Source organism: Natrinema sp. DC36, assembly GCF_020405225.1.
GTDB lineage: Archaea > Halobacteriota > Halobacteria > Halobacteriales > Natrialbaceae > Natrinema.
The window spans coordinates 2,550,837-2,569,306 of record NZ_CP084472.1; the positions used below are offsets into that span (position 1 = coordinate 2,550,837).

At 65.1% G+C, this 18,470-nt stretch carries 21 protein-coding genes; 7 read left to right on the top strand and 14 right to left on the bottom strand.

Annotation, left to right across the window (positions count from 1 at the left end; translation table 11 throughout):
- Positions 1 to 447: 447 nt before the first annotated feature.
- Together LDH74_RS13290 and LDH74_RS13295 are read left to right on the top strand one after the other, a co-directional pair.
- On the top strand, positions 448 to 855 hold the full coding sequence (locus LDH74_RS13290; RefSeq protein ID WP_226039198.1) for a hypothetical protein: 408 nt from the start codon (positions 448 to 450) through the stop codon (positions 853 to 855).
- A 57-nt stretch (positions 856 to 912) separates the two neighbouring features.
- Positions 913 to 2,253: a TIGR00341 family protein gene (locus LDH74_RS13295; protein WP_226039199.1), complete on the top strand. Its 1,341-nt coding sequence runs from the start codon at positions 913 to 915 to the stop codon at positions 2,251 to 2,253.
- A 10-nt stretch (positions 2,254 to 2,263) separates the two neighbouring features.
- Here the strand turns inward: LDH74_RS13295 and LDH74_RS13300 are convergent, their stop codons facing one another.
- The 4 genes from LDH74_RS13300 to LDH74_RS13315 all read right to left on the bottom strand — a co-directional run bounded on the left by LDH74_RS13300 (position 2,264) and on the right by LDH74_RS13315 (position 5,621).
- Positions 2,264 to 2,452 carry a hypothetical protein gene (locus tag LDH74_RS13300; protein WP_226039200.1) on the bottom strand — a complete coding sequence of 63 codons (189 nt, stop codon included), beginning with the start codon at positions 2,450 to 2,452 and terminating at the stop codon, positions 2,264 to 2,266.
- Positions 2,453 to 2,614: 162 nt separating this feature from the next.
- Positions 2,615 to 4,051 carry an MATE family efflux transporter gene (locus tag LDH74_RS13305; RefSeq protein WP_226039201.1) on the bottom strand — a complete coding sequence of 479 codons (1,437 nt, stop codon included), beginning with the start codon at positions 4,049 to 4,051 and terminating at the stop codon, positions 2,615 to 2,617.
- A 166-nt stretch (positions 4,052 to 4,217) separates the two neighbouring features.
- A complete protein-coding gene (locus tag LDH74_RS13310; RefSeq protein ID WP_226039202.1) occupies positions 4,218 to 5,309 on the bottom strand; it encodes a geranylgeranyl reductase family protein in 1,092 nt (363 codons plus the stop codon).
- 129 nt (positions 5,310 to 5,438) lie between these two features.
- The gene (locus LDH74_RS13315) at positions 5,439 to 5,621 is read right to left on the bottom strand and encodes a hypothetical protein (protein WP_226039203.1); all 183 of its coding nucleotides are present in this window, start codon (positions 5,619 to 5,621) and stop codon (positions 5,439 to 5,441) included.
- Between the two features lie 145 nt (positions 5,622 to 5,766).
- Between LDH74_RS13315 and LDH74_RS13320 the strand changes: the two genes are divergently transcribed.
- A complete protein-coding gene (locus tag LDH74_RS13320; RefSeq protein WP_226039204.1) occupies positions 5,767 to 6,591 on the top strand; it encodes a cyclase family protein in 825 nt (274 codons plus the stop codon).
- Positions 6,588 to 7,583 carry a fumarylacetoacetate hydrolase family protein gene (locus LDH74_RS13325; RefSeq protein ID WP_226039205.1) on the top strand — a complete coding sequence of 332 codons (996 nt, stop codon included), beginning with the start codon at positions 6,588 to 6,590 and terminating at the stop codon, positions 7,581 to 7,583. The genes LDH74_RS13320 and LDH74_RS13325 overlap by 4 nt, the downstream gene beginning before the upstream one ends.
- A gap of 123 nt (positions 7,584 to 7,706) precedes the next feature.
- On the opposite strand, the gene LDH74_RS13330 is transcribed toward LDH74_RS13325, so the two are convergent.
- Both LDH74_RS13330 and LDH74_RS13335 read right to left on the bottom strand, forming a co-directional pair.
- Positions 7,707 to 8,063, bottom strand: coding sequence for a hypothetical protein (locus tag LDH74_RS13330; protein ID WP_226039206.1), 357 nt, complete (start codon positions 8,061 to 8,063; stop codon positions 7,707 to 7,709).
- A gap of 105 nt (positions 8,064 to 8,168) precedes the next feature.
- On the bottom strand, positions 8,169 to 8,633 hold the full coding sequence (locus LDH74_RS13335; protein ID WP_226039207.1) for a GTP-dependent dephospho-CoA kinase family protein: 465 nt from the start codon (positions 8,631 to 8,633) through the stop codon (positions 8,169 to 8,171).
- A gap of 126 nt (positions 8,634 to 8,759) precedes the next feature.
- Between LDH74_RS13335 and LDH74_RS13340 the strand changes: the two genes are divergently transcribed.
- Both LDH74_RS13340 and LDH74_RS13345 read left to right on the top strand, forming a co-directional pair.
- The gene (locus tag LDH74_RS13340) at positions 8,760 to 9,968 is read left to right on the top strand and encodes a hypothetical protein (RefSeq protein WP_226039208.1); all 1,209 of its coding nucleotides are present in this window, start codon (positions 8,760 to 8,762) and stop codon (positions 9,966 to 9,968) included.
- A 260-nt stretch (positions 9,969 to 10,228) separates the two neighbouring features.
- Positions 10,229 to 10,846 (top strand): DUF6230 family protein, encoded by a 618-nt coding sequence (locus LDH74_RS13345; protein ID WP_226039209.1) that lies wholly within the window; start codon positions 10,229 to 10,231, stop codon positions 10,844 to 10,846.
- A 79-nt stretch (positions 10,847 to 10,925) separates the two neighbouring features.
- Here the strand turns inward: LDH74_RS13345 and LDH74_RS13350 are convergent, their stop codons facing one another.
- The 5 genes from LDH74_RS13350 to LDH74_RS13370 are packed head-to-tail and all read right to left on the bottom strand — an operon-like array spanning position 10,926 to position 13,913.
- Positions 10,926 to 11,510 (bottom strand): GTP-dependent dephospho-CoA kinase family protein, encoded by a 585-nt coding sequence (locus LDH74_RS13350; protein WP_226039210.1) that lies wholly within the window; start codon positions 11,508 to 11,510, stop codon positions 10,926 to 10,928.
- A 3-nt stretch (positions 11,511 to 11,513) separates the two neighbouring features.
- Entirely contained in the window at positions 11,514 to 11,711 is a 198-nt protein-coding gene (gene spt4 / locus LDH74_RS13355; protein WP_098725680.1) for a transcription elongation factor subunit Spt4, read from the bottom strand.
- A gap of 2 nt (positions 11,712 to 11,713) precedes the next feature.
- Positions 11,714 to 12,283 (bottom strand): DNA-directed RNA polymerase, encoded by a 570-nt coding sequence (locus tag LDH74_RS13360; protein ID WP_226039211.1) that lies wholly within the window; start codon positions 12,281 to 12,283, stop codon positions 11,714 to 11,716.
- Complete coding sequence (locus LDH74_RS13365; protein ID WP_226039212.1) at positions 12,284 to 12,676, bottom strand: PIN domain-containing protein; 393 nt, start codon at positions 12,674 to 12,676, stop codon at positions 12,284 to 12,286.
- Positions 12,677 to 12,680: 4 nt separating this feature from the next.
- Positions 12,681 to 13,913, bottom strand: a complete 1,233-nt coding sequence (locus LDH74_RS13370) for a translation initiation factor IF-2 subunit gamma (RefSeq protein ID WP_226039213.1) — start codon at positions 13,911 to 13,913, stop codon at positions 12,681 to 12,683.
- 166 nt (positions 13,914 to 14,079) lie between these two features.
- Between LDH74_RS13370 and LDH74_RS13375 the strand changes: the two genes are divergently transcribed.
- Entirely contained in the window at positions 14,080 to 15,078 is a 999-nt protein-coding gene (locus tag LDH74_RS13375; RefSeq protein ID WP_226039214.1) for a DUF5787 family protein, read from the top strand.
- A gap of 25 nt (positions 15,079 to 15,103) precedes the next feature.
- On the opposite strand, the gene LDH74_RS13380 is transcribed toward LDH74_RS13375, so the two are convergent.
- From LDH74_RS13380 to LDH74_RS13390, 3 genes are all read right to left on the bottom strand, one after another.
- Positions 15,104 to 15,928 carry an MBL fold metallo-hydrolase gene (locus tag LDH74_RS13380; protein WP_226039215.1) on the bottom strand — a complete coding sequence of 275 codons (825 nt, stop codon included), beginning with the start codon at positions 15,926 to 15,928 and terminating at the stop codon, positions 15,104 to 15,106.
- Between the two features lie 90 nt (positions 15,929 to 16,018).
- Positions 16,019 to 16,348 (bottom strand): hypothetical protein, encoded by a 330-nt coding sequence (locus LDH74_RS13385; RefSeq protein WP_226039216.1) that lies wholly within the window; start codon positions 16,346 to 16,348, stop codon positions 16,019 to 16,021.
- A gap of 435 nt (positions 16,349 to 16,783) precedes the next feature.
- The gene (locus tag LDH74_RS13390; RefSeq protein WP_226039217.1) at positions 16,784 to 18,454 is read right to left on the bottom strand and encodes an AMP-binding protein; all 1,671 of its coding nucleotides are present in this window, start codon (positions 18,452 to 18,454) and stop codon (positions 16,784 to 16,786) included.
- Positions 18,455 to 18,470 lie beyond the last annotated feature (16 nt).

Here is an 18,470-nt window from a genome sequence, read left to right on the forward strand (position 1 = left end):
CCAGTAGAGGTAGGACGCTCGCCTTTGCAGTAGTTGGTAGTACGGGTTATTTATTCGGAATTGAGCGTGAAATCGTGGTAAGTACGGGGAAGACACACTTCGGTCAGTGCAAACCGAGACCAGTCGCCACAGAGAAGCGGTTCCAAATCAGAGTATATTGAAATACTGCAATGATGCGATAACCGCAATTGCTAAAACCAGTATCAAAAGCTGTATCTTTGGATCAACGTCTTTGCGAATTCGAAAGGCCCAATCCATGATTCCAACAGTTAAATAACTTCACTCCATCTACATGAACCTTGGGAAGGCGTCATGCCATAAGGTAAGCAGACGTAGTTACCGAATTGTTCGATTCATTTTCGAGCGTATTTCTTTGCTATCACTGATCTATCGAGTCCCGGAACTGGCCGGCCACACCGTCAAGACTCGCGGTCACCGAACGCGAGTATGCCAGCACGCCTCGACTCTGAAACCGACTTCGAGGAACTGACCGCCCGCATCCGAACGCAGTCACAGCAAGCGCCCGGCTCGGACACCGAACGGGTGACGATCCGGTCGCTCGAGGCCGTCAGTTCCGACTCGCTCGCGACCTTGCTCGAGGCCGCCGAGAGCGAACACCTCGAGCCGGGGGCGCTCGTCTTCGTTCTCTCACGGGCCAACGCCGAACTGCTCTGTGAGCGAGAGTTCGACATCGACGACGTCGACGAGCTCGAGACGGTACTCGACTGCCGCGTTCGCGTCGAGGACGAGATGCCCGACGATACGATCCTCCTGTTGCATCCCGACGCGGTCGAGGGCGAGGAACTCGTCGAGCCCGAAGCGGTCGCCTGCGGGATCCTCGGCACCGACGACTGACGGGCACCCGTCCACTGCCGCCCGTGGGACTATCGGGCGGTCGCGTGTGACCCCAATATGCGGTATCTGGAAATCACGGTGCCGGAGGGGAAGCGACGGGCCGTGCTCGAGATCCTCGAGGACGAAGGAGTCAACTACGTCGTCAGCGACGAGACCAGCGGTCGGGGGTACACCGCAGTGGTCCGGTTTCCGGTCCCGACGCAGGCCGTCGAACCGATTCTCGATCGGCTGAAGCGAGCCGGTATCGGCGACGAGGCCAGCGTCGTCGTCATCGACGCCGAGACGGTCATCTCGGAGCAGTTCGCGACGCTCCGGGACCGGTACAGCCGCGGCGGCCAGATGGGATCGCGTACCTCGAGACAGGTGTTACGCACGAAGGCCGACGAACTCACGCCCCCGTTTCCGATCTATGCCGTCATGTTGCTCATCAGCGCCGTCGTCGCCACCGCCGGGCTGCTGGCCGATTCACCGGCGGTCGTGATCGGGGCGATGGTCATCGCGCCGCTGCTCGGTCCCGCGCTCGCCGCCAACGTCGGCATCGTTACCGGCGACGGTCGACTCAAGTCGACCGGCTTCACCTACCAGCTCGTCGGCGTCACGATCGTCGTCGTCGCCTCGATCGGACTCGCCACGCTCGCCCGGCTGGCCGGCCTCGAGCCGGCGGGCGTCGATATCGTCGCCGCCACCGAACTCGAGGAGCGGGTCGCGCCGAACCTGTTCTCGCTGGCGGTCGCGCTGGGTGCGGGAATCGCCGGAATCTTGAGTCTCACGCGGGGGTTCTCGGAGGCCATCGTCGGCGTCATGATCGCCGCGGCGCTCATTCCGCCGTCGGCCGCGGTCGGGATCACGGTCGCTTGGGGGATGTCCGGCGCGGCGATCGGTGCCGCCGTCCTCGTGATCGTGAACCTCCTGTCGATCAACCTCGCCGCGCTGGCGACGCTGTGGGTCGCCGGCTATCGCCCGCAGGGACTGTTCGAGGTGTCGCCAACCCGAACCCCGACCTACACGTACGCGGCGATCTTCGGCGTCGGACTGCTGGTACTCGCCGCACCGCTGGCCGGCGTCACCCTGCTGGATTTCCATACGACCGAACTCCAGTCGGCGGCCGAGGACGAGGTCGATGCGGTGCTCGCGGAGCCCCGATACGACGGGCTCGAGACCGAAGACGTCGCGGTCGAACTCGACGGCGACTACCCGATTCAGTCGGTCGAACGGGTCGTCGTCACGGTCACCGGACGGGACCCTGGCACGATGCCGGGGCTCGCCGACCGACTCTACGAGGAGATCGAACCGCACAGCGACGAACCGCTGGTCGTCGAGGTCCAGTACGTCGTCGCCGAGGAGCGAGGGAGCAACGCCGAGGAGGAGGAGATCGTTCGGTTCTCGAACGAAGGATGAGCGACGATCGTCAATTTAGTCCCGCACCGATGCCGACGCCGATCGCGACGCCGATGGGGAGCCACAGCGCCAGGTTATCGGTTGCGACGCCGATCGCGACGCCGACTCCCATGCCGATTGCGATGCCGACCCCGATGTTCCCCCTCTCGCTATCGTCGCCGTCTCCCGCAGCCGTCGGCTCGTCGCCTCGTTCAGCCATGGCTAGCCGATAGCGCTCGAGGGTGATAGCTCTCGGTGTGTTCGTCGGAACTGGACGACGCGTCGGAAAACGAAGCCGGCGAAACGCGTTGGCTGTGGCCGCGTCTCACAGAATCGACGCCCTCCACGCAGCGCTGAAGCCCGAACGAGACGTGGGCCAGTTTCAGCCGGGATCCGAGGACGGACGGTACCGTCGGCTCACGGCTTTCCACCGGCCGCTTCGGAACAACCAGTAGTTGATCCCGCCCGGAACCGTCGTCTCGAGGAAGAGCGCGAGGTAGAGACCGTCGACGCCCAGCGGCGTAACGAGTCCTAGCGCGGCCGCCGGGAGAGCGAAGGCGTACCGACCGAGCAGCGAGGCGACGAACGGCCAGCGGGTGTCGCCGGCACCCAGCAGCGCCCCCGCGGCGGCCCCGTCGATGCCGAACCCGATCGAGCTGACGGCACCGACGGCGACGAAGACGGCGGCCTGCGCGACCTCGTCGGGGGCCGTCACGAACACCGTCGCGATCGGTCGTGCGAGGAGCAGAACCAGCGCCGCGATTCCGGCGTAGCACAGCGCCGAGAGCCTGATAATCCCCGCGCCGTAGGCCCCCGCCTCGTCCTCGTCGCCGGCACCGAGGTGCTGTCCGACGAGCGAACTCGAGGCCAGCGATAGCCCCCAGTTGACGCTGTTGATCAGGTCCCGAACGCGCCGTCCGACCTCGAGGGCCGTCACGACGACCGGCCCGAACGAGGCGGCGATCCACAGCAACGGGAAGACGACGATTCCCTGTGCGAGTCGTCGACCGATCTCCGGCGTGGCGATTTCGATCAGCTGCCGGAACAGCGTCGGCTCGAACCACGGCCCCGACCGCGTGATCGGAACGGGGCTGGGCTGCATGCCGAGACGGCCGTACGACCGGCCGAGCATCCCCCACGCGAGTACGAGCGTCACGAACCCGCTCGCGAGCGTCGTTCCGATCGCCGCACCGGCAGCGCCCAGTCCGTACCCGAAGATGAGCACGCCGCTGAAGACGACGTTGAGAACCGCGCCGCCGGCGCGGGCCATCATCTCCGTGAACGTGTCGCCGACGCCCGTGTAGGTCCGACTGGCGATGAGGTTCAGCAACTCAAAGACCACCGCGGGCGCGACGAAGACCAGATAGACGCTGCCGTGACGGAGCGCGTCTGGGCCGGCTCCGAGCAGGGCGATCAGTCGCTCGGGGACAGCGAGAAAGGCCCCCGCGATCGGGACCGAGAGCGCGATCGCCAGGACGACGCTCTGATTGACGGCCAGCGATGCGCGGGCGGTCTCCTCGCCGCCGTAGTTCTGCGAGACGAGCGTCACGGTGCCGCCCGCGACGCCGAGTCCCAGTAGCGTCACGATCTGCCAGTAGCCGAGCGCGAACGCTAATCCCGCGGTTCCAGCGGTCCCGACCGCGATCCCGACCATCGCGAGGTCGGCCGTCTGCTTGGACATGATCGCGAAGCCGGTGACGATCCGGGGCCACGCGAGCGCCATCGTCGAGCGAAAGCGCTCGGCGTCGATCACCCCGTAGCGATCGAGGAGCCCCGCGACGAACTCGACCCCGGACGACCGCAACTGCCGTCCCGTCATCTATCGCTCGTTGCGCTACGGACACCTTCGGTCTGTCGGCTCCGGCACTCGAGACGGTCAACGCCGCCGAGCGATGCGGGGAGGATCGCACTCGAATCGGCTCACTCTCCGCAGGAGCTGCGAGCGGATCGTCTGCAGGACCTCGAGTTGTCGTGCCTCGACTGAGTTATCCGCGGAACCGCGAGAGGACCGCCTTCAGATGCGTCGGCGAGACCAGCGACGTCGGTCGGTCCATGTGCACGCCGATCTCGCCCGAGAGCGCTCCGAGGCCGATCCGCTGGACGGGCTCGGGCAGCGAGTAGGCCCGCCGAATCCAGCGCCCGAGTTCCTGTTCGCGCTCGAGGTCGTCGCGCCAGGCGCGTTCGTAAGCCGCGAGCGTGGTCGGCCGATCGGGATCGATCTCGCGAGCCGCGTGGTCGGCGCTGGTCATGCTATAGAGAATTCCCCCGCCGGTGAAGGGCTTGGTCTGGGCGGCCGCGTCGCCGATGAGGAAGCCTCGGCGGGTCGTCACCCGGTCGGGCGACCCGACCGGGATCGCCCCCGAACAGCGGTGGGAGACGTCGATCTCGTAGCCGTCGATCAGCTCCTCGAAGTGCTTGGTCACCTGCACGCCCGGCGGGGCCGCGAGGCCGTACTCGACGCCGGCCTCGCCGCGGGGGATCCGCCACGCGAAGAACGTCGGCGGCGTGAGGTGGACGTCGACGAAGTCCTCGTGGTCTTCTTCCTCGGAGAAGGCGAGCACGCCGTGGAGGAACTCCTCGGGCTGTGGAAGCTCGAGTTCGTCCCGAACTCTCGAGCGCGGACCGTCGCAGCCGGCGAGCATCTTCGCCTCGAACTCGACGGTGCCGTCGGGGCCACTAGCGACGATTTCGACGCGGTCCTGGTGTTCGGTAACCCCGGTGACGGTGTGTTCCTCGCGGACGTCCGCGCCCGCCTCTCGAGCGAGCGCCGCGAGGTGGCGGTCGAGTCCGACGCGGTCGATGACGTTCGAGGCGACGTCCCCCTTGTAGAACGGGTAGTCGTCGCTGCCGGGCCCGCCGACGTGGAATCGCGCGCCGTAGATCTCGTTCTGGAACAGCTCCTCGCGAGCGCCGTCGCCGGTGAACTCCCAGATGTCGGTACTGACGTGGCCCGAACAGGCGAGCGGGTCGCCGATTTCTCCTTTCTCGAGGGCGAGCACGTCGTAGCCTTCTTCGGCGGCACGGCGGGCGAAGCGCGCGCCCGGCGGACCGACGCCGACGACGACGAAATCGTACATGGTCGTCACGTTTCCGGCGGAGAGTAAATAGTTACTCGAGACGAGTCGATGGGATCCCGGTGCCGACGGGGTGTCGATAGCGGCCGCTCGTAGGGGTGGCCGTTGGCCACCTCCTTCTCGACAATTCGATCACTCCGCCCGTGATTCGGCCGATGTCAATTGATACACAGCGATACCTACGAGGACGACCGACAGCCCCAACGCGGCGTACTGGACGTACCATGCCATCGTATCCAAGAGGAGCAGACCGACGACGTTGAGCGACATCCCCACGGTCAAAAGAGCGACCCACGACTCGGATCCCGTCTCCATGTCCGAAACCGCACTACCAGACACATAATGATTCTCGTTTTTCATGTGTCTCGCGACAGTATTGGCCGCGGCCACCGGAACTGGCCGGTCTAGAACCCAGCGAATCGGAGTCACTGTTAACTGGGCTCACCGAATCGTGGCGACTATGCGCGACTTGGTAACAGCCGACGAGACCACGCTGATCGACCTGAGCATCGGCCTCGAGGACGGCGTCGCGAGCGAACCAACCCCGCCGAAAATCGATGCCTTCGACCACGAAGCCGGCGCGAAACGACTCGCCGAAACCCTCCGAGACCAAGGGTACGATGTCGAGGCCGAGGACTTCCCCGACGGGATGGGGCTGGCTTGGGAAGATCTCGAGGTGATCCCCCACGCGGGCACCCACATGGATGCGCCGTGGCACTACGGCCCCGAGGTCGACGGCGAGCCGGCGAAGACGATCGAGGAGATTCCCCTCGAGTGGTGTCGCGGGAACGCGGTCGTCCTCGATTTCCGGTGGATGGACCCTGGCGAGGAGATTTCGGTGAGGGATCTCGAGGACGCCCTCGACGAACTGGATCACGACCTCTCGCCGGGCGAGATCGTCCTGCTCCAGACCGGGGCCGACGAGCTGTGGGGCCGGCCCGAGTACCTGACCGAGTTCCCCGGAATGAGCGCCGAGGGAACGAAGTTCCTCGTCGAGCAGGGAATCACGGTGATCGGCACCGACGCCTACGGCTTCGACAAGCCGTTCGCGGCGATGGGCGAGCGCTACGTCGAATCGGGCGACGGGGACGAACTGTGGCCGGCCCACTTCGCCGGTCGCGAGGTCGAATACTGCCAGATCGAGAAGATGGCCAACCTCGACGAACTGCCCCGCAGGACGGACGTGCCGATCGTCGCGTTCCCCATCAAAATCGAGGGCGGAAGCGCGGGGTGGGTGCGACCGGTCGCACTTCTCGGGGACGAGACGGGAGGTGAGACCGCATGAAACTCGCGACCGTCGAAGTCGATACGCCGGTCGGCCCCGTCGAACGGATCGGTGCCGTCGACGAGTCCACCGGATCCGACGGTGCGCCCGCCGGCGAAGCGACGCTCGTCGATCTCACCGCCGCCTACGGCGCCGCCCTCGAGGCCGAAGGTGAACCCGCGCCGGCCGACCTCGCGCGGGCACACGTTCCGCCGGAGATGATCGCCTTTCTCGAGCGCGGCGACCGGGCGATCGAAGACGCCCGCGAGGCCCTCGAGTACGCGACCGAGGCCGACGCCGAGCGCGGTCCTGGCGGTGCGAAGATCCGGTACGAACCCGGCGAGTACGACCTGCTCGCGCCGCTTCCCCGGCCGAACTCGCTGCGCGACTGCATGGCGATCGAAGAGCACGTGCAGAACAGCATGGACGGCGAGATCGCAGACGTCTGGTACGACCTGCCGGTCTACTACAAGGGCAACGCCGACAGCGTCGTCGCGCCGGGCGAGACGATCGACTGGCCCGATTACTCGTCGATCATGGACTACGAACTCGAGATCGCGGCCGTGATCGGGAAACGGGCCCGGGACATCCCGGCCGACGAAGCCGAGGAGCACATCGCCGGCTACACCGTCTTCAACGATTTCAGCGCCCGCGACATCCAGGGCCGGGAGATGGAGGGCCGGTTGGGTCCCGCGAAGGGCAAGGACTTCGCGAACGGTCTCGGCCCCTATTTCGTCCCGCGCGAGGATATCGACGTGCTCGAGGCGCCGATGACCGCCCGAATCGACGGCGAGGTCTGGTCGGCGGGCACCGTCGACGAGATGTACCACTCCTTCGCGGAGATCGTCGAACACATCTCCCAGTCCGAGACGCTCCACCCCGGCGACGTCATCGGCAGCGGCACCGTCGGCGAGGGCTGCGGGCTGGAACTGGGGCAATGGCTCGAGGACGGCGATACGGTGGCGCTCGAGATCGAGGGGATCGGCACGCTCGAGCACACGGTCGTCGAGTGAGGTCGGCCTCGGCGACGGCAATACTGGTCACTCGTCCCACAGTTTATTGTTTGGCTCCAGCCACGGTAGATAATGCCCGGACCGGTCTTTCTGACGGTGCCGGCCGATCCGCTCCCGCGTCGCTCACGCGGGATCGGCGTCCGCGGCCGCGGCGCTCGAGGCGTGGAGAAAGCCGATGACGCCGAGATAGACGACGAGAAACTCGAGGCTGCCGTCGCCCGACGTGTACCGCTGACCGAACGCCACGGATCCGAGACAGAGACCGAGCAGGCCGATCGCGTAGCCGAGTCGGTCCGCCGACCGATCGAACGCGGGAAACTCGCTCCAGAGCAGTCGCCGGTATCGCACGGCGAAGTACCCCCAGCCGGCGTACAGCGCGACCACGGGGACGATCAGGAACCAGTTCGTCCCGAACGCGACGTACACCACAGCACCCGTCGCCGCTCCGAATCCGAGTCCCGCGAGGAGGGACCTATTCATATCTGGAAAAACACGTTTCAGTGATAATATCCTTGTGAAACGGTGCGCGCTAGCAGCGTCAGCTCGCATCGCGACCGAACGAAACGGTCGTGATCCGCTCGAGCGTTACGATCCGCCTTCGAGAATCTCCCAGAACCGCTCGGTGTTGCCCTCGAATCGCTCGAGCAGGTCGCGCATCTCCGTTCGGTGGTCGTCGGTGACTTTCACGTGGATCATCCCTTCGTCGGACCGCCCGTAGACGACGCTCTCTCCCGAGGAGGCGGCGACGATGGCCGGCAGCGCGACCAGATCTCCCTCGCCATCGACCAGTATCGTCGTCGGCTCGTTGACGGTGAACGCACGCCGGAGCGTCCGTACGGCCGGCGCGGCGAGTTCGGCCGGCGGGTTCCGCACTTCGATACTTGAACCCTCAGTGACCGCCTCGCGGATCCCCTCGTCGGCCGCGCTACGTTTGATCCGGCCATCAACGAGGGCGATGTCGGGTCGATGGCCCGCCTCAAGGAGACGGTAGCTGACGACATCGCCGACGGCGATCAGGGGTGGCAGGTACGAGGTCTCGACGGTGTTCACTTCGTCGGCGCGCGATCGCCGGGGCAGCCGTGGTTCCGGCGACGGACCCTTATAAAGAGCCCGGGATACGTCAGTCAATGTCTATTACAGATGATGACATTGCGATAGGTACGACAGTCAGTACCAATGATCGACCGCAGTACCTTCGTGGCCGCGTTCCTCGTCGTCGTGGTCATTGCGAGCCCTCCGGCCGTGGCCTACTCCGGCGCACCGGGTTCGAGTTCGTCGTCGAACGAAGCCGCACAGCTGGCGGACGGAGACCCCCTCGACTCCCTGGCGTGTCTCCCGTCGCCGACGCTCGAAAATATCTCGATGAACGCCTATAAGCAGGAGGCGACGAATCTCCGGACGAAATCGGGGGACGTTTCCGCGACCAGTACCGGCCCGTCCGACGGGCAAGAGACGTTCGGAATCGAGTCCGGATTGATCGCCGCGAGCACGATCTGTTTTAGCGGATCGGATCACGACAAGGAGAGTATCGAACTCCGGCTCAACGATGTCGGGTTCCAGGACACCACGCTTATCGGCCCGTGGACTGACGTCGAGTTCGAGCAGGGTGAGGCTGACTCGATGACCGTCGTTCTCTCACCGGAGGCGGTACTGGATCTCCTGAAGCAGCTCCCCGATTCGATCGATGCGATCAAGACCATCAAAAATCTGTTCGGGATAGAAGACTACGGGATCGACGAAACGGACCCCGCGGCAAACGAAACCGACGACACCGAAGACAATACGACGGATCCGGACGACGATACCGGGAATAACACCACGGGTTCGGACGACGATGCCGGGGATAACACCACGAGTTCGGACGGCGATACCGGGAACGATGTCGTGCTGGATCCGGTCGACGACACAGAAGACGATATGACGGATCCGGTCGACAATTCCACGAATGAGACGACGGAAGCGGTCGATGATACCGTGGACAATACGACGGATGCAGTCAACGATACCACGAATAATACGACGGACGCGGTTGACGACACCACGAAGAACACGACCGATGCAGTCGACGGGACCGTAGATACCACGACGGATGCGGTCGACGATACCACGAACAGTACGACGGATGCAGTCGACGAGACCGTGAATGACACGGCGCTCGACGAACCCGTAGACAACACGACGGACGCGGTTGACGAGACCGTAGACGAGACTACCAACGTGGTTGACGATACCGTGAACGGGACCACGGACGTGGTCGATGAAACCGTAGACGGGACCACCGACGTAGTCGACGAGACCGTGGATGGGACGACGGGCATAATCGGAGGTATCGCAGAGGGAACGACAGATGCTATCACTATCGGGACCGATTCCGCTATCGGCTAGCGACCGACGGAATCGGCGACCGATCGATCCGATAGCCGACCGGAACTCCCGGTCGAAACACGACGTGGTCGGTACCGTCCTGCCGCCGCTGCGTCTCGCCGACTTCTGATCGAATCACGATTCGTTCTCGAGGCGATTCACGCATCGATCACGGACGGGTTACCGTTCTAACGGCGATACTCGTTCCGGAGACGAGCGAACGCGTCTGGTCCGTTTTATAGGACCTCGGATACACGTGCAAATTTATAACTACGCATTCGATGGAATACGGGACACTCGTGCCAATCGATCGCAAACGGTTTCTCGTCAGCTTTCTCGTCACGAACGTCGTGCTGGTCTGTGTCTTGACCGGCATGATAACGGCCGGTGTTGGCGCTGCCGTCCCAACCGCCGGCGTCGGAACGTTCGCGATTACGTTCGACGAACTCCACGGAGAAGGGTTCGAACAACGGTCGACGATGGGGAGCACCGAAACGTGCGGACAGTACTCCGTCAACGTCGCCCAGATCGACGACGGGACGATCGAGGGACTGCACCTGTTCAAAGACGCCGAGATGCCCGTCACCGGTGAGACGGTCAGGGTGTCAATAAAATCCGACGACGTCGAGTTCCAGGGCCTCAGCCAGAAGTTCACTCGCCTCGAGGGCGATCTCTCGTTCGACGAGGACCAGGTTACCGAATACGACACCGAAGGCCCCCAGGACCAGATGCGAATCTCGGCGTCGAGCATCACGATCGAGGACGGCACGATCCATACCGACCGCCAGTTCATCACCAAACTCTCGCTCGACGACCTCGAGGTCGATACGATACGGAACCCCGACGAGGGGCTCGGAACTCGAGAAAACGATTGTCTGGCGGGGAACAGCTCAGGCTGAGACGGTATTCGAAGCGATACTTCGTTTGCGTCGATGGCATCAAAACCCGGCCCGTCGCCTCGTCGGTGTGAGACTGTCGTTACGCGCCAGTATTGGATTCGAGGAGTTCCCAGAAGCGCTCGGTGTCGCCCTCGAATCGCTCGAGCAGGTCGCGCATCTCCGTTCGGTGGTCGTCGGTGACTTTCACGTGGACCATCCCCTCGTCGGGCTGGCCGTAGACGACGCTCGCGCCCTCGGGCGCGGCGACGATCGCCGGCAGAGCGACGAGATCCTCCTCGCCGTCGACCAGAATCGTCGTCGGATCATCCGTTGCGAGCGCGCGTCGAAGCGCTCGGATGACGGGCGCGGAGAGTTCTGCCGGCGGATTCCGAACTTCGATGCTCGCGCCGGACGTGACCGCCTCCCGTATCTCCTCGTCGACGGCGCTGCGTTTCGTCCGGCCGTCGACGAGCGCGACGTCGGGGCGGTGGCCCGCCTGCAGGAGGTGGTAGGTGACGACGTCGCCGACGGCGATCAGGGGGCCGTCGACGGCTTCAAGGAGTCGATCCGCGTCGGTCTCGATCGGCCCCATCGGCTCCTTGAGTTCGTGGCGGAGCTCGTCGGGTAAAACCAGTAGCTGCTCGTCGGCGGCGGACGCGTCGTCGTTGTCGTCGTCGCGAGTCACGCGTCAGCGAACCTTCAGGGCGTACGCGCCCGATTCGGTGATCTGCATCTCCGTCGCGATCTCGCTTTCCTCGGGATGGGCGATGATGACGTAGCCCGCCCAGTCCTCGGTCAGCGACGAGGAGTTGCAGGCGTCACAGGTTTCGTTGTCCGGTTCGTTGACCCGGTGACACTCGCGACAGACGAGGCGGTCGGATGCCATGGTTATTCACCTGCGGCCGCTTCGCGTTTCTCGCGTTCTTCCTCGAGCCAGCCGTGTTTGCCCAGCCCCGGCTGTTTCGCGGTGAGCCCGATCTTCGAGTCGCGCGGGTTGCGCTCGTCGATGCTCTTGGTGACGATGCGAGTTCGGACGGCGTCGTCGACGCCGAGCGAGCGGGCGGACTCGTTCGAGGCGAGTCGCTGGTTCTCGCCGTCGAAGGCGAGATACTCGTCACTGATCTGGGAGACGTGCAGCAGGCCGTCGACGGGACCGATGCCGACGAAGGCACCGAACTCGACGACTTCAACGACGGTGCCGTCGACGACTTCCTGCATCTGCGGATCGAACGTCACCGCGTCGAACTCGGCCTCGTAGTAGACGCCCGGCCGATTCGGCAACACCGTCCCCTCTCCGATATCGTGGACGTTGGTGACGGAGACGATACTCCCCACCTCCTCGTCCATGCGCCCCTCGAGTTTGTCCTGGAGCAGTCGTTTGACTCGATTCGGCGAAACGTCGCCGAGTTCTTCCGGCGGTACTTCTACCGTGTCCTTCAGCCTGACCCGTTTGTACATCTATGGTTGAGTGATCGCTAACTTGTTTCTCCCGCGTAATGCAATTACCGGTCTGCTCGCCTCGAGCACCCGGTCGCGTAGCGGGCGATCGTTCGTGACGACGTACTCGACGTTGCCCTCGCGGGCGAGTTCGACCAGCGCGTCGTCGGCGTACGATGCCTCCGTGTCGACGACGAGACAGCGCTCGGTCGCCAGATCGTGGCCGACGGTCGCGGCCGTCCCCTCCTGGCCGCCCTTCTCGGACAGCCGCCGTAATTCCTCCACGACGGCCTGTGGAATCGTCGGCTCGAATGAATCGAGCAATCGTTCGAGTTCCTCGAACAGCCGCACGTCGAGTTCGACTGGCATCATGAGCGCGCTCGTGTCGAGGGCGACCCGCGTCCGCGTGCTCATCGCCTCAGTCCGTGAGCGTTCCCAGCCCGATCAGCCGCCAGCGCGCGCCGATGCGGCGGTTGATCGCGATTTTCGTCCCCGGATCGGCGGCGACGGGTCGCTTGAGATTGACCTCGCACTCGCCGCTTCGGGCGCTGGTGACGGCCCCGACGGTCGTCGCCGTGCCGACGGTCATCATCAGCGGTTCGCCGGTGCTGATCTCGTCGACCGTCTCGCCGCTCTCCGCGCCGACGACCCGATCGAGCAGGTCGACGTCCATCGTGAACTCGTTCCACGTCGGCGGGAGCGTTCCCGGCGGGCCGGCCATCCGGCCCGCCAGCGCGTCGCCTTTCGTCAGCGAGGGGTCGAGCTTGGTTCCGACGCCGAGCAGGCCGCCCGGCGTGACGGTGTCGACGGTCTCGCCGCCGGCCTGCAGCGAGCGGATGCTCGTTTCGATCGGGACGTACTCGCTCTGGCCGCCCTCCTCGACTTCGCGGCCGGGTCGGATCTCGATCTCGTCGCCGACCTCGAGTTCGCCCCGGACCAGACTGCCGCCGAGGACGCCGCCGGCGAGATCGTTCGCCGTCGTCCCGGGTTTGTTTATGTCGAAGCTCCGGGCAACGTGCATCCGGGCGTCGGCGTCTGGATCTCGGTCGGGGGTGGGGATCTCTTCCTCGATCGCCTGAATCAGCAGGTCGAGATTGACCTCCTGTCCCGCGGAGACGGGGACGATGGGGGCGTCCTCCGCGACCGTTCCCTCGACGAACTCTTTGATCTGCTCGTAGTTGTTGCGAGCGGTCTCGGCGTCGACGAGGTCGACCTTGTTTTGGGCGATAACGATGTTGTCGATGCCGATGATGTCCAGCGCCATCAGGTGCTCTTCGGTCTGGGGCTGGGGGACGGGTTCGTTAGCGCTGACGACCAGCACCGCGCCGTCCATCAGCGACGCGCCCGAGAGCATCGTTGCCATCAAGGTCTCGTGACCCGGGGCGTCGACGAACGAGACGGTCCGAAGCGGCTCGCTTTCCGAGCCGTCCGGACACTCCTCTTCTACGGTGTAACAGTCGGGTTCGTCCGCTCCCTCGCAGTAGCGGAAGGTCGCGTCGGCGTAGCCGAGTCTGATGGAGATACCGCGTTTCATCTCCTCGGAGTGCTGGTCCGTCCACGAACCGCTCAGCGCTTGCACCAGCGTCGTCTTGCCGTGATCTACGTGACCGACGAGCCCGATGTTCACCTCCGGTTGTCGATTTCCTACCATAAGACGATGAGTAATCTTGGGTAGTGATTCCGCTGTGCGACTGATAAAGGTTGCGAGCTATCCCTTCGGTTTCGGCGACGATACAACCGAGAGATTGCCACGCACACGGTCGGCTTCGAGCCGTCGAACCCGACGACTTTTCTCGACCGCTGCCCTCCCTACTACCGTGTCAGAGTTCGCGTTCGAACTCGAGTTGTGCGCCCATCTCGAGTCGCGCCGGGAGGGGATCGTCGCCCGCCAGCTCGGCGGCAGCGTCGCCGATCCCGGCGGGCGGATCCTCGACGTGCTCTGCGTCGAGCCCGGTCCCGAATTCGAGGATCGCGTCGCGATCACGAGCGAGTCGATCCCCGACGCCGCCATCGAGTCGGCTATCGGCACTGGTCACGCGCGCTACTGGAAAGACGCCTTCGACTGCCATCCAGAGCGCGCCCGCAGCGCCCTCGAGCGCGCGCTCGAGATCGGCTTCTTCGAACGCGATCACGCCGCCAGCGCGGCCAGCAGTCGCGACCACGTTCGACAGGTCGCCCGCTATCCCGACTGGTACGGTCGCATCGTCGGCATCGAAAACAAGCCCGACCTCGGTCGGCCGGGGGATCTCGAGGCCCAACTGCGAACGGACGTGAGCCTCGCGCTGGTCGACGAAGCGATCCTCGCGACCGAGAGCTACGTGACGCGCGCGCATCTGCACCGAATTCCCGAGGAAATCGGCGTCTGGCGGGTCCACCGCGACGAGTCCGACCCGGACGCCGAACTCGAGATCGAGGTGATTCGCGACCCCGCGTCGCTGCCCGTCGCAGAGCCGGGAATCGAACCGCTCGAGTCCCATCCCGGCCGAACGGAGATCGAGGTCGTCTCTCCCGCGGCGAAGGCGCGAGCGCGACGAAAGATCGCCGAACGCGCGTACGGCAAGGGGTGGCGAACGTACGACTTTCCGGCCTGTTCGGCCTGCCGCCCCGACGAGTCGAGCGGGGCAGTGCTTCCCTACTGCGAGTGGAAGGGACGGGTGGTCGATGCCGCTGCGGAGTGCGGGCCGTCGTGTTCGGGCTACGACGCGGCCGGGGCTCCGGACATAGATCTCGATGCTGAACGCGACCGCCGAACCGCGTGGGAGGCCGATCCGGGCGGTAAGCGGCGACAACAGTCCGGAATCGGCGAATTCAGTTGACGACGGCCCCTCCCGCCCGAAACCGTTAGAGGACGTACTGCTCGCTGTCGATCGCGAGCGGCTCCTCGAACGCCTCCTCGGCGGGGTAGAAGTGCGCGAGGTGGACCAGTCGCGTCCGGTCGGCGTTCAGCCGCTCGGCCATCGCGATCGCCCCCTCTCGAGTCATGTGTTTCGTGCCGAACGTCCGAGGGGTGCCCTCGCTGTCCTCGTGGCGGCCGCCGAGGGGGTGATGTTTACAGAGGCTCGCAGGGACGATTCCGTCGGCCAGCAGGAGATCCGCATCGGCCAGTACCGCGCGGGATTCATCGGGGATATCGTAGCTCGTATCGCCCGTTATCGATAGTTTTCTGCCCGTCTCCGGATCCTCGACGGTGAGTCCGTAACAGACCAGCGGCGGATGTTCGACCGGGACCAGCGTCACGTCGAGTCCGCAGATCCGGACCGTCTCGAGCGGCGTCGTCGGAACGACGGTGACGGTGTCGAGATAGTGATAGTCGTCTCGGACCGTTTCGGCGACGCTCTTGCCCGTCTCGGGGTCGGTCTCGTCGGCCGCGTAGACCTCGAGCGAGTCCAGGACGCGAAAGACGTTGCCCAGCCCGTCGAGGTGGTCGAAGTGAATGTGCGTGATGACGGCGGCGTCGGGCAGCGGGACATCGTCGCGGAGGAACTGGTAACGAAAGTCGGGGCTGAAATCGATCAGCAGCGACTCTCCCGTGCGCTCGTTTTCGACGTGAACAGAGAATCGCGTTCGCTCGACGCCGCGTTCGCGTGCGGCCGTACAGGTGTCGCAGTCGCAGCCGACGGTCGGCGTTCCGGTCGTGTCGCCGGTTCCCAGCAGCGTCACCCGCATGATTACGCAGTCCTCCGATCGGCACTCACCGTCCCGTCGGCGCTCACCGACCGGTTCGACGCTCTCTCGAGCGCCTTCGAGCGCCGCAGTCTACACATACGCGGTCCCTTCTTCGAGCGCCGTCCGGATAAACGGGTGATCCGCCTTCGCTTCGAACCGATCGGCCGGCAAGACGTGCACCGAGAAGACGACGCCGTGCTCGAGTCCGACGCTTTCGGCGAGCGCCTCGAGTTCCCGCTCGATCGCTTCGTCGTCTTCCTCGAGGACCAGCAGGATCTCGGTCTCGGTGTGGACGCCGCGGTCGTCGCCCCGGACGGCGGCCCCGAACGCGACGAGGTGACGGATCGACTCGCCGTGGGCCGCCTCTGCCCGACTGGCGAACGCCGCCGCGGCGTCCCCCGCTGTCGCTCCATCGCTCATGCGTCGTGGTAGGCAGCCGTCGCATAAAGGATATGTTGTTCACTGACTGTCACTGAAGGGATTCGACGCAACAGTTGGCGGACAGTTCGCGGCCGTCGGTAGCCGTTTCGTCGCCCATATATTGGCGTGGCCGTCAGCCGTTCGCCCGACGACGCGTACTGAACGTCCCGTTTACTACAGGCAATGAATGGAATTGGCTCTGCTAGTGACTGAGTAAGACAAAGCGACCTGCTATCGTGGCAACACGGAATCGCCACGCCCTCCCCAGCCGATTTCTGCTCACGGGCGCGCAGCGCCCGTTCGCATGGTTCGCGGGACCTCCGGTCCCGCGCTAACGTTCGCGCCTTACGGCGCTCACTCATCCCTCGCACGGCGTCAGCCCGCGGCTCACAATTCGTTCGCCGCGGCCCCAGCGCGCGCCACAGCACGCGGCCGCTACGCCCGATCGGTGATCACGCCCTCGAGTCGCTCCCGATCGAGCTTCCCCATATCCGTAACGGGCAACTGCTCGAGCACGACGACGTCGCGGGGCCGCTTGTACGCGGCCAGTCGGTTCTCGGCCCACTCGAGAAACTCGTCTCTGGCGAACGAGCCGTCGGCGGTCGTGACGGCCGCGACGACCTCCGACCCTTTGGTCCCGTGGTCGCGGCCGGCGACAGCGGCGTTAGCGACGGCAGGGTGCGTCTTCAGGACCGTCTCGACTTCGGCGGGCGCGATCGAGTAGCCGCTGGACTTGATCATGTACGTTCGTCGCCCGAGGAAGTAGAGCGTCCCGTCGTCGGTCATTCGGCCGATGTCGCCGGTCAGGACGTAGCCATCGTGAAACGCCGCCTCGGTCTCCTCGGGTTTGCCGAGATAGCCCTCGAAGAGCGACGGCGACTTCACGGTGATCTCGCCGGTTTCGCCCCGGGGGACCTCCTCGTGGCTCTCCCAGTCTCGGATCACGATATCGGTCTCGTAGACCGGCTTGCCGACGAATCCCTCCTCGATCACGCCGAGACCCTGCGTGAACGTGTCCCGCGTGTGGGTCTCGGTCAGGCCGTAAGCCGCTTCGTACATCGTCGAGTCGGTCGCGTCGGCCCACCGCTCGCAGAGGGCCTCGGTCAGCGCCTGCCCGAAGCTCGTCACCGGCATCGACTCGAGCGAGTCGATCGCCCGCTCCTCGGACTCCAGCAACGGCAGCAGCTCCCGGACCATCGGCGTGGTGATCCAGCCGTTGGTCGGCTCGTGGGCCGCCAGCGCGTCGACGTAGGCCTCTGGCTCGTATCGGGTCAGGAGGACGGTCGTCCCGCCCTGAATCATCGGGGAGTCGACGGCGTTGAGCTTCCCGGCCACGTGGAAGACGGGCATCACCGCGAGGTGGCGCGTGTGCTCGTCCCGCCCGGTCAGCGCCGAGGACGTGGCCGCGGCGAACAGGACGTTCGCGTAGCTGTGCATGCAGCCCTTGGGCAGACCGGTCGTTCCCGAAGTGTACTGCAAGAGGCATATATCGTCCATCGCGACCTCGACGGCCGGCGGCTCGGCGGGCGTTTCCTCGAGGATCGACTCGAGGTACCGAACGTCATCGGATTCGGGCTGTCGCGGCGTTTCGATCGCGTCCGCCATGTCCTCGTGAATCGCGGGCACCGGCTCGTCGGGCAGATAGGTTTCGAAGCGCGTGTAAACGATCTCCTCGAGCGGCGTTTCCTCGCGGACGGCCTCGAGCAGCGGCGCGTGGGTGTCCCCCGCGACGACGATTCGCGCGCCCCCGTCGGACAGTTGATAGCTCACGCGGTGTTCCTTCGCCATCGGGCTGCAGGGACTGACCCGCATCCCCAATTTCTGGGCCGCGTAATAGGCGATCACGTACTGCGGGCAGTTCTGGAGAAGCAAGAGGAGGGTGTCCCCGCGGCCGTACCCGCGCTCGGCTAGCTCGGTCGCGAAGCGGTCGATCGCGTCGCCGAGCTCCCCGTAGGTGAGCCGTGCGCCGTAGTAGTCGATCGCGACGCCGTCCGGCCGCTCCGCCGCGTAGCGGGAAACGTACTCGTGAAGCGGTCGCTCCCCGAACGGGAGATCTAGCTCGTTTGGAATCCCGTCCGGAAACTCACCGGGTTCCGTGGTAACCATGGGCGCGACGACACGA

Coding starts and splice junctions, on each gene's coding strand:
- LDH74_RS13290 (WP_226039198.1), top strand. CDS start 448: ATGCCAGCACGCCTCGACTCTGAAACCGACTTCGAGGAACTGACCGCC.
- LDH74_RS13295 (WP_226039199.1), top strand. CDS start 913: ATGCGGTATCTGGAAATCACGGTGCCGGAGGGGAAGCGACGGGCCGTG.
- LDH74_RS13300 (WP_226039200.1), bottom strand. CDS start 2,452: ATGGCTGAACGAGGCGACGAGCCGACGGCTGCGGGAGACGGCGACGAT.
- LDH74_RS13305 (WP_226039201.1), bottom strand. CDS start 4,051: ATGACGGGACGGCAGTTGCGGTCGTCCGGGGTCGAGTTCGTCGCGGGG.
- LDH74_RS13310 (WP_226039202.1), bottom strand. CDS start 5,309: ATGTACGATTTCGTCGTCGTCGGCGTCGGTCCGCCGGGCGCGCGCTTC.
- LDH74_RS13315 (WP_226039203.1), bottom strand. CDS start 5,621: ATGGAGACGGGATCCGAGTCGTGGGTCGCTCTTTTGACCGTGGGGATG.
- LDH74_RS13320 (WP_226039204.1), top strand. CDS start 5,767: ATGCGCGACTTGGTAACAGCCGACGAGACCACGCTGATCGACCTGAGC.
- LDH74_RS13325 (WP_226039205.1), top strand. CDS start 6,588: ATGAAACTCGCGACCGTCGAAGTCGATACGCCGGTCGGCCCCGTCGAA.
- LDH74_RS13330 (WP_226039206.1), bottom strand. CDS start 8,063: ATGAATAGGTCCCTCCTCGCGGGACTCGGATTCGGAGCGGCGACGGGT.
- LDH74_RS13340 (WP_226039208.1), top strand. CDS start 8,760: ATGATCGACCGCAGTACCTTCGTGGCCGCGTTCCTCGTCGTCGTGGTC.
- LDH74_RS13345 (WP_226039209.1), top strand. CDS start 10,229: ATGGAATACGGGACACTCGTGCCAATCGATCGCAAACGGTTTCTCGTC.
- spt4 (WP_098725680.1), bottom strand. CDS start 11,711: ATGGCATCCGACCGCCTCGTCTGTCGCGAGTGTCACCGGGTCAACGAA.
- LDH74_RS13360 (WP_226039211.1), bottom strand. CDS start 12,283: ATGTACAAACGGGTCAGGCTGAAGGACACGGTAGAAGTACCGCCGGAA.
- LDH74_RS13365 (WP_226039212.1), bottom strand. CDS start 12,676: ATGAGCACGCGGACGCGGGTCGCCCTCGACACGAGCGCGCTCATGATG.
- LDH74_RS13370 (WP_226039213.1), bottom strand. CDS start 13,913: ATGGTAGGAAATCGACAACCGGAGGTGAACATCGGGCTCGTCGGTCAC.
- LDH74_RS13380 (WP_226039215.1), bottom strand. CDS start 15,928: ATGCGGGTGACGCTGCTGGGAACCGGCGACACGACCGGAACGCCGACC.
- LDH74_RS13385 (WP_226039216.1), bottom strand. CDS start 16,348: ATGAGCGATGGAGCGACAGCGGGGGACGCCGCGGCGGCGTTCGCCAGT.
- LDH74_RS13390 (WP_226039217.1), bottom strand. CDS start 18,454: ATGGTTACCACGGAACCCGGTGAGTTTCCGGACGGGATTCCAAACGAG.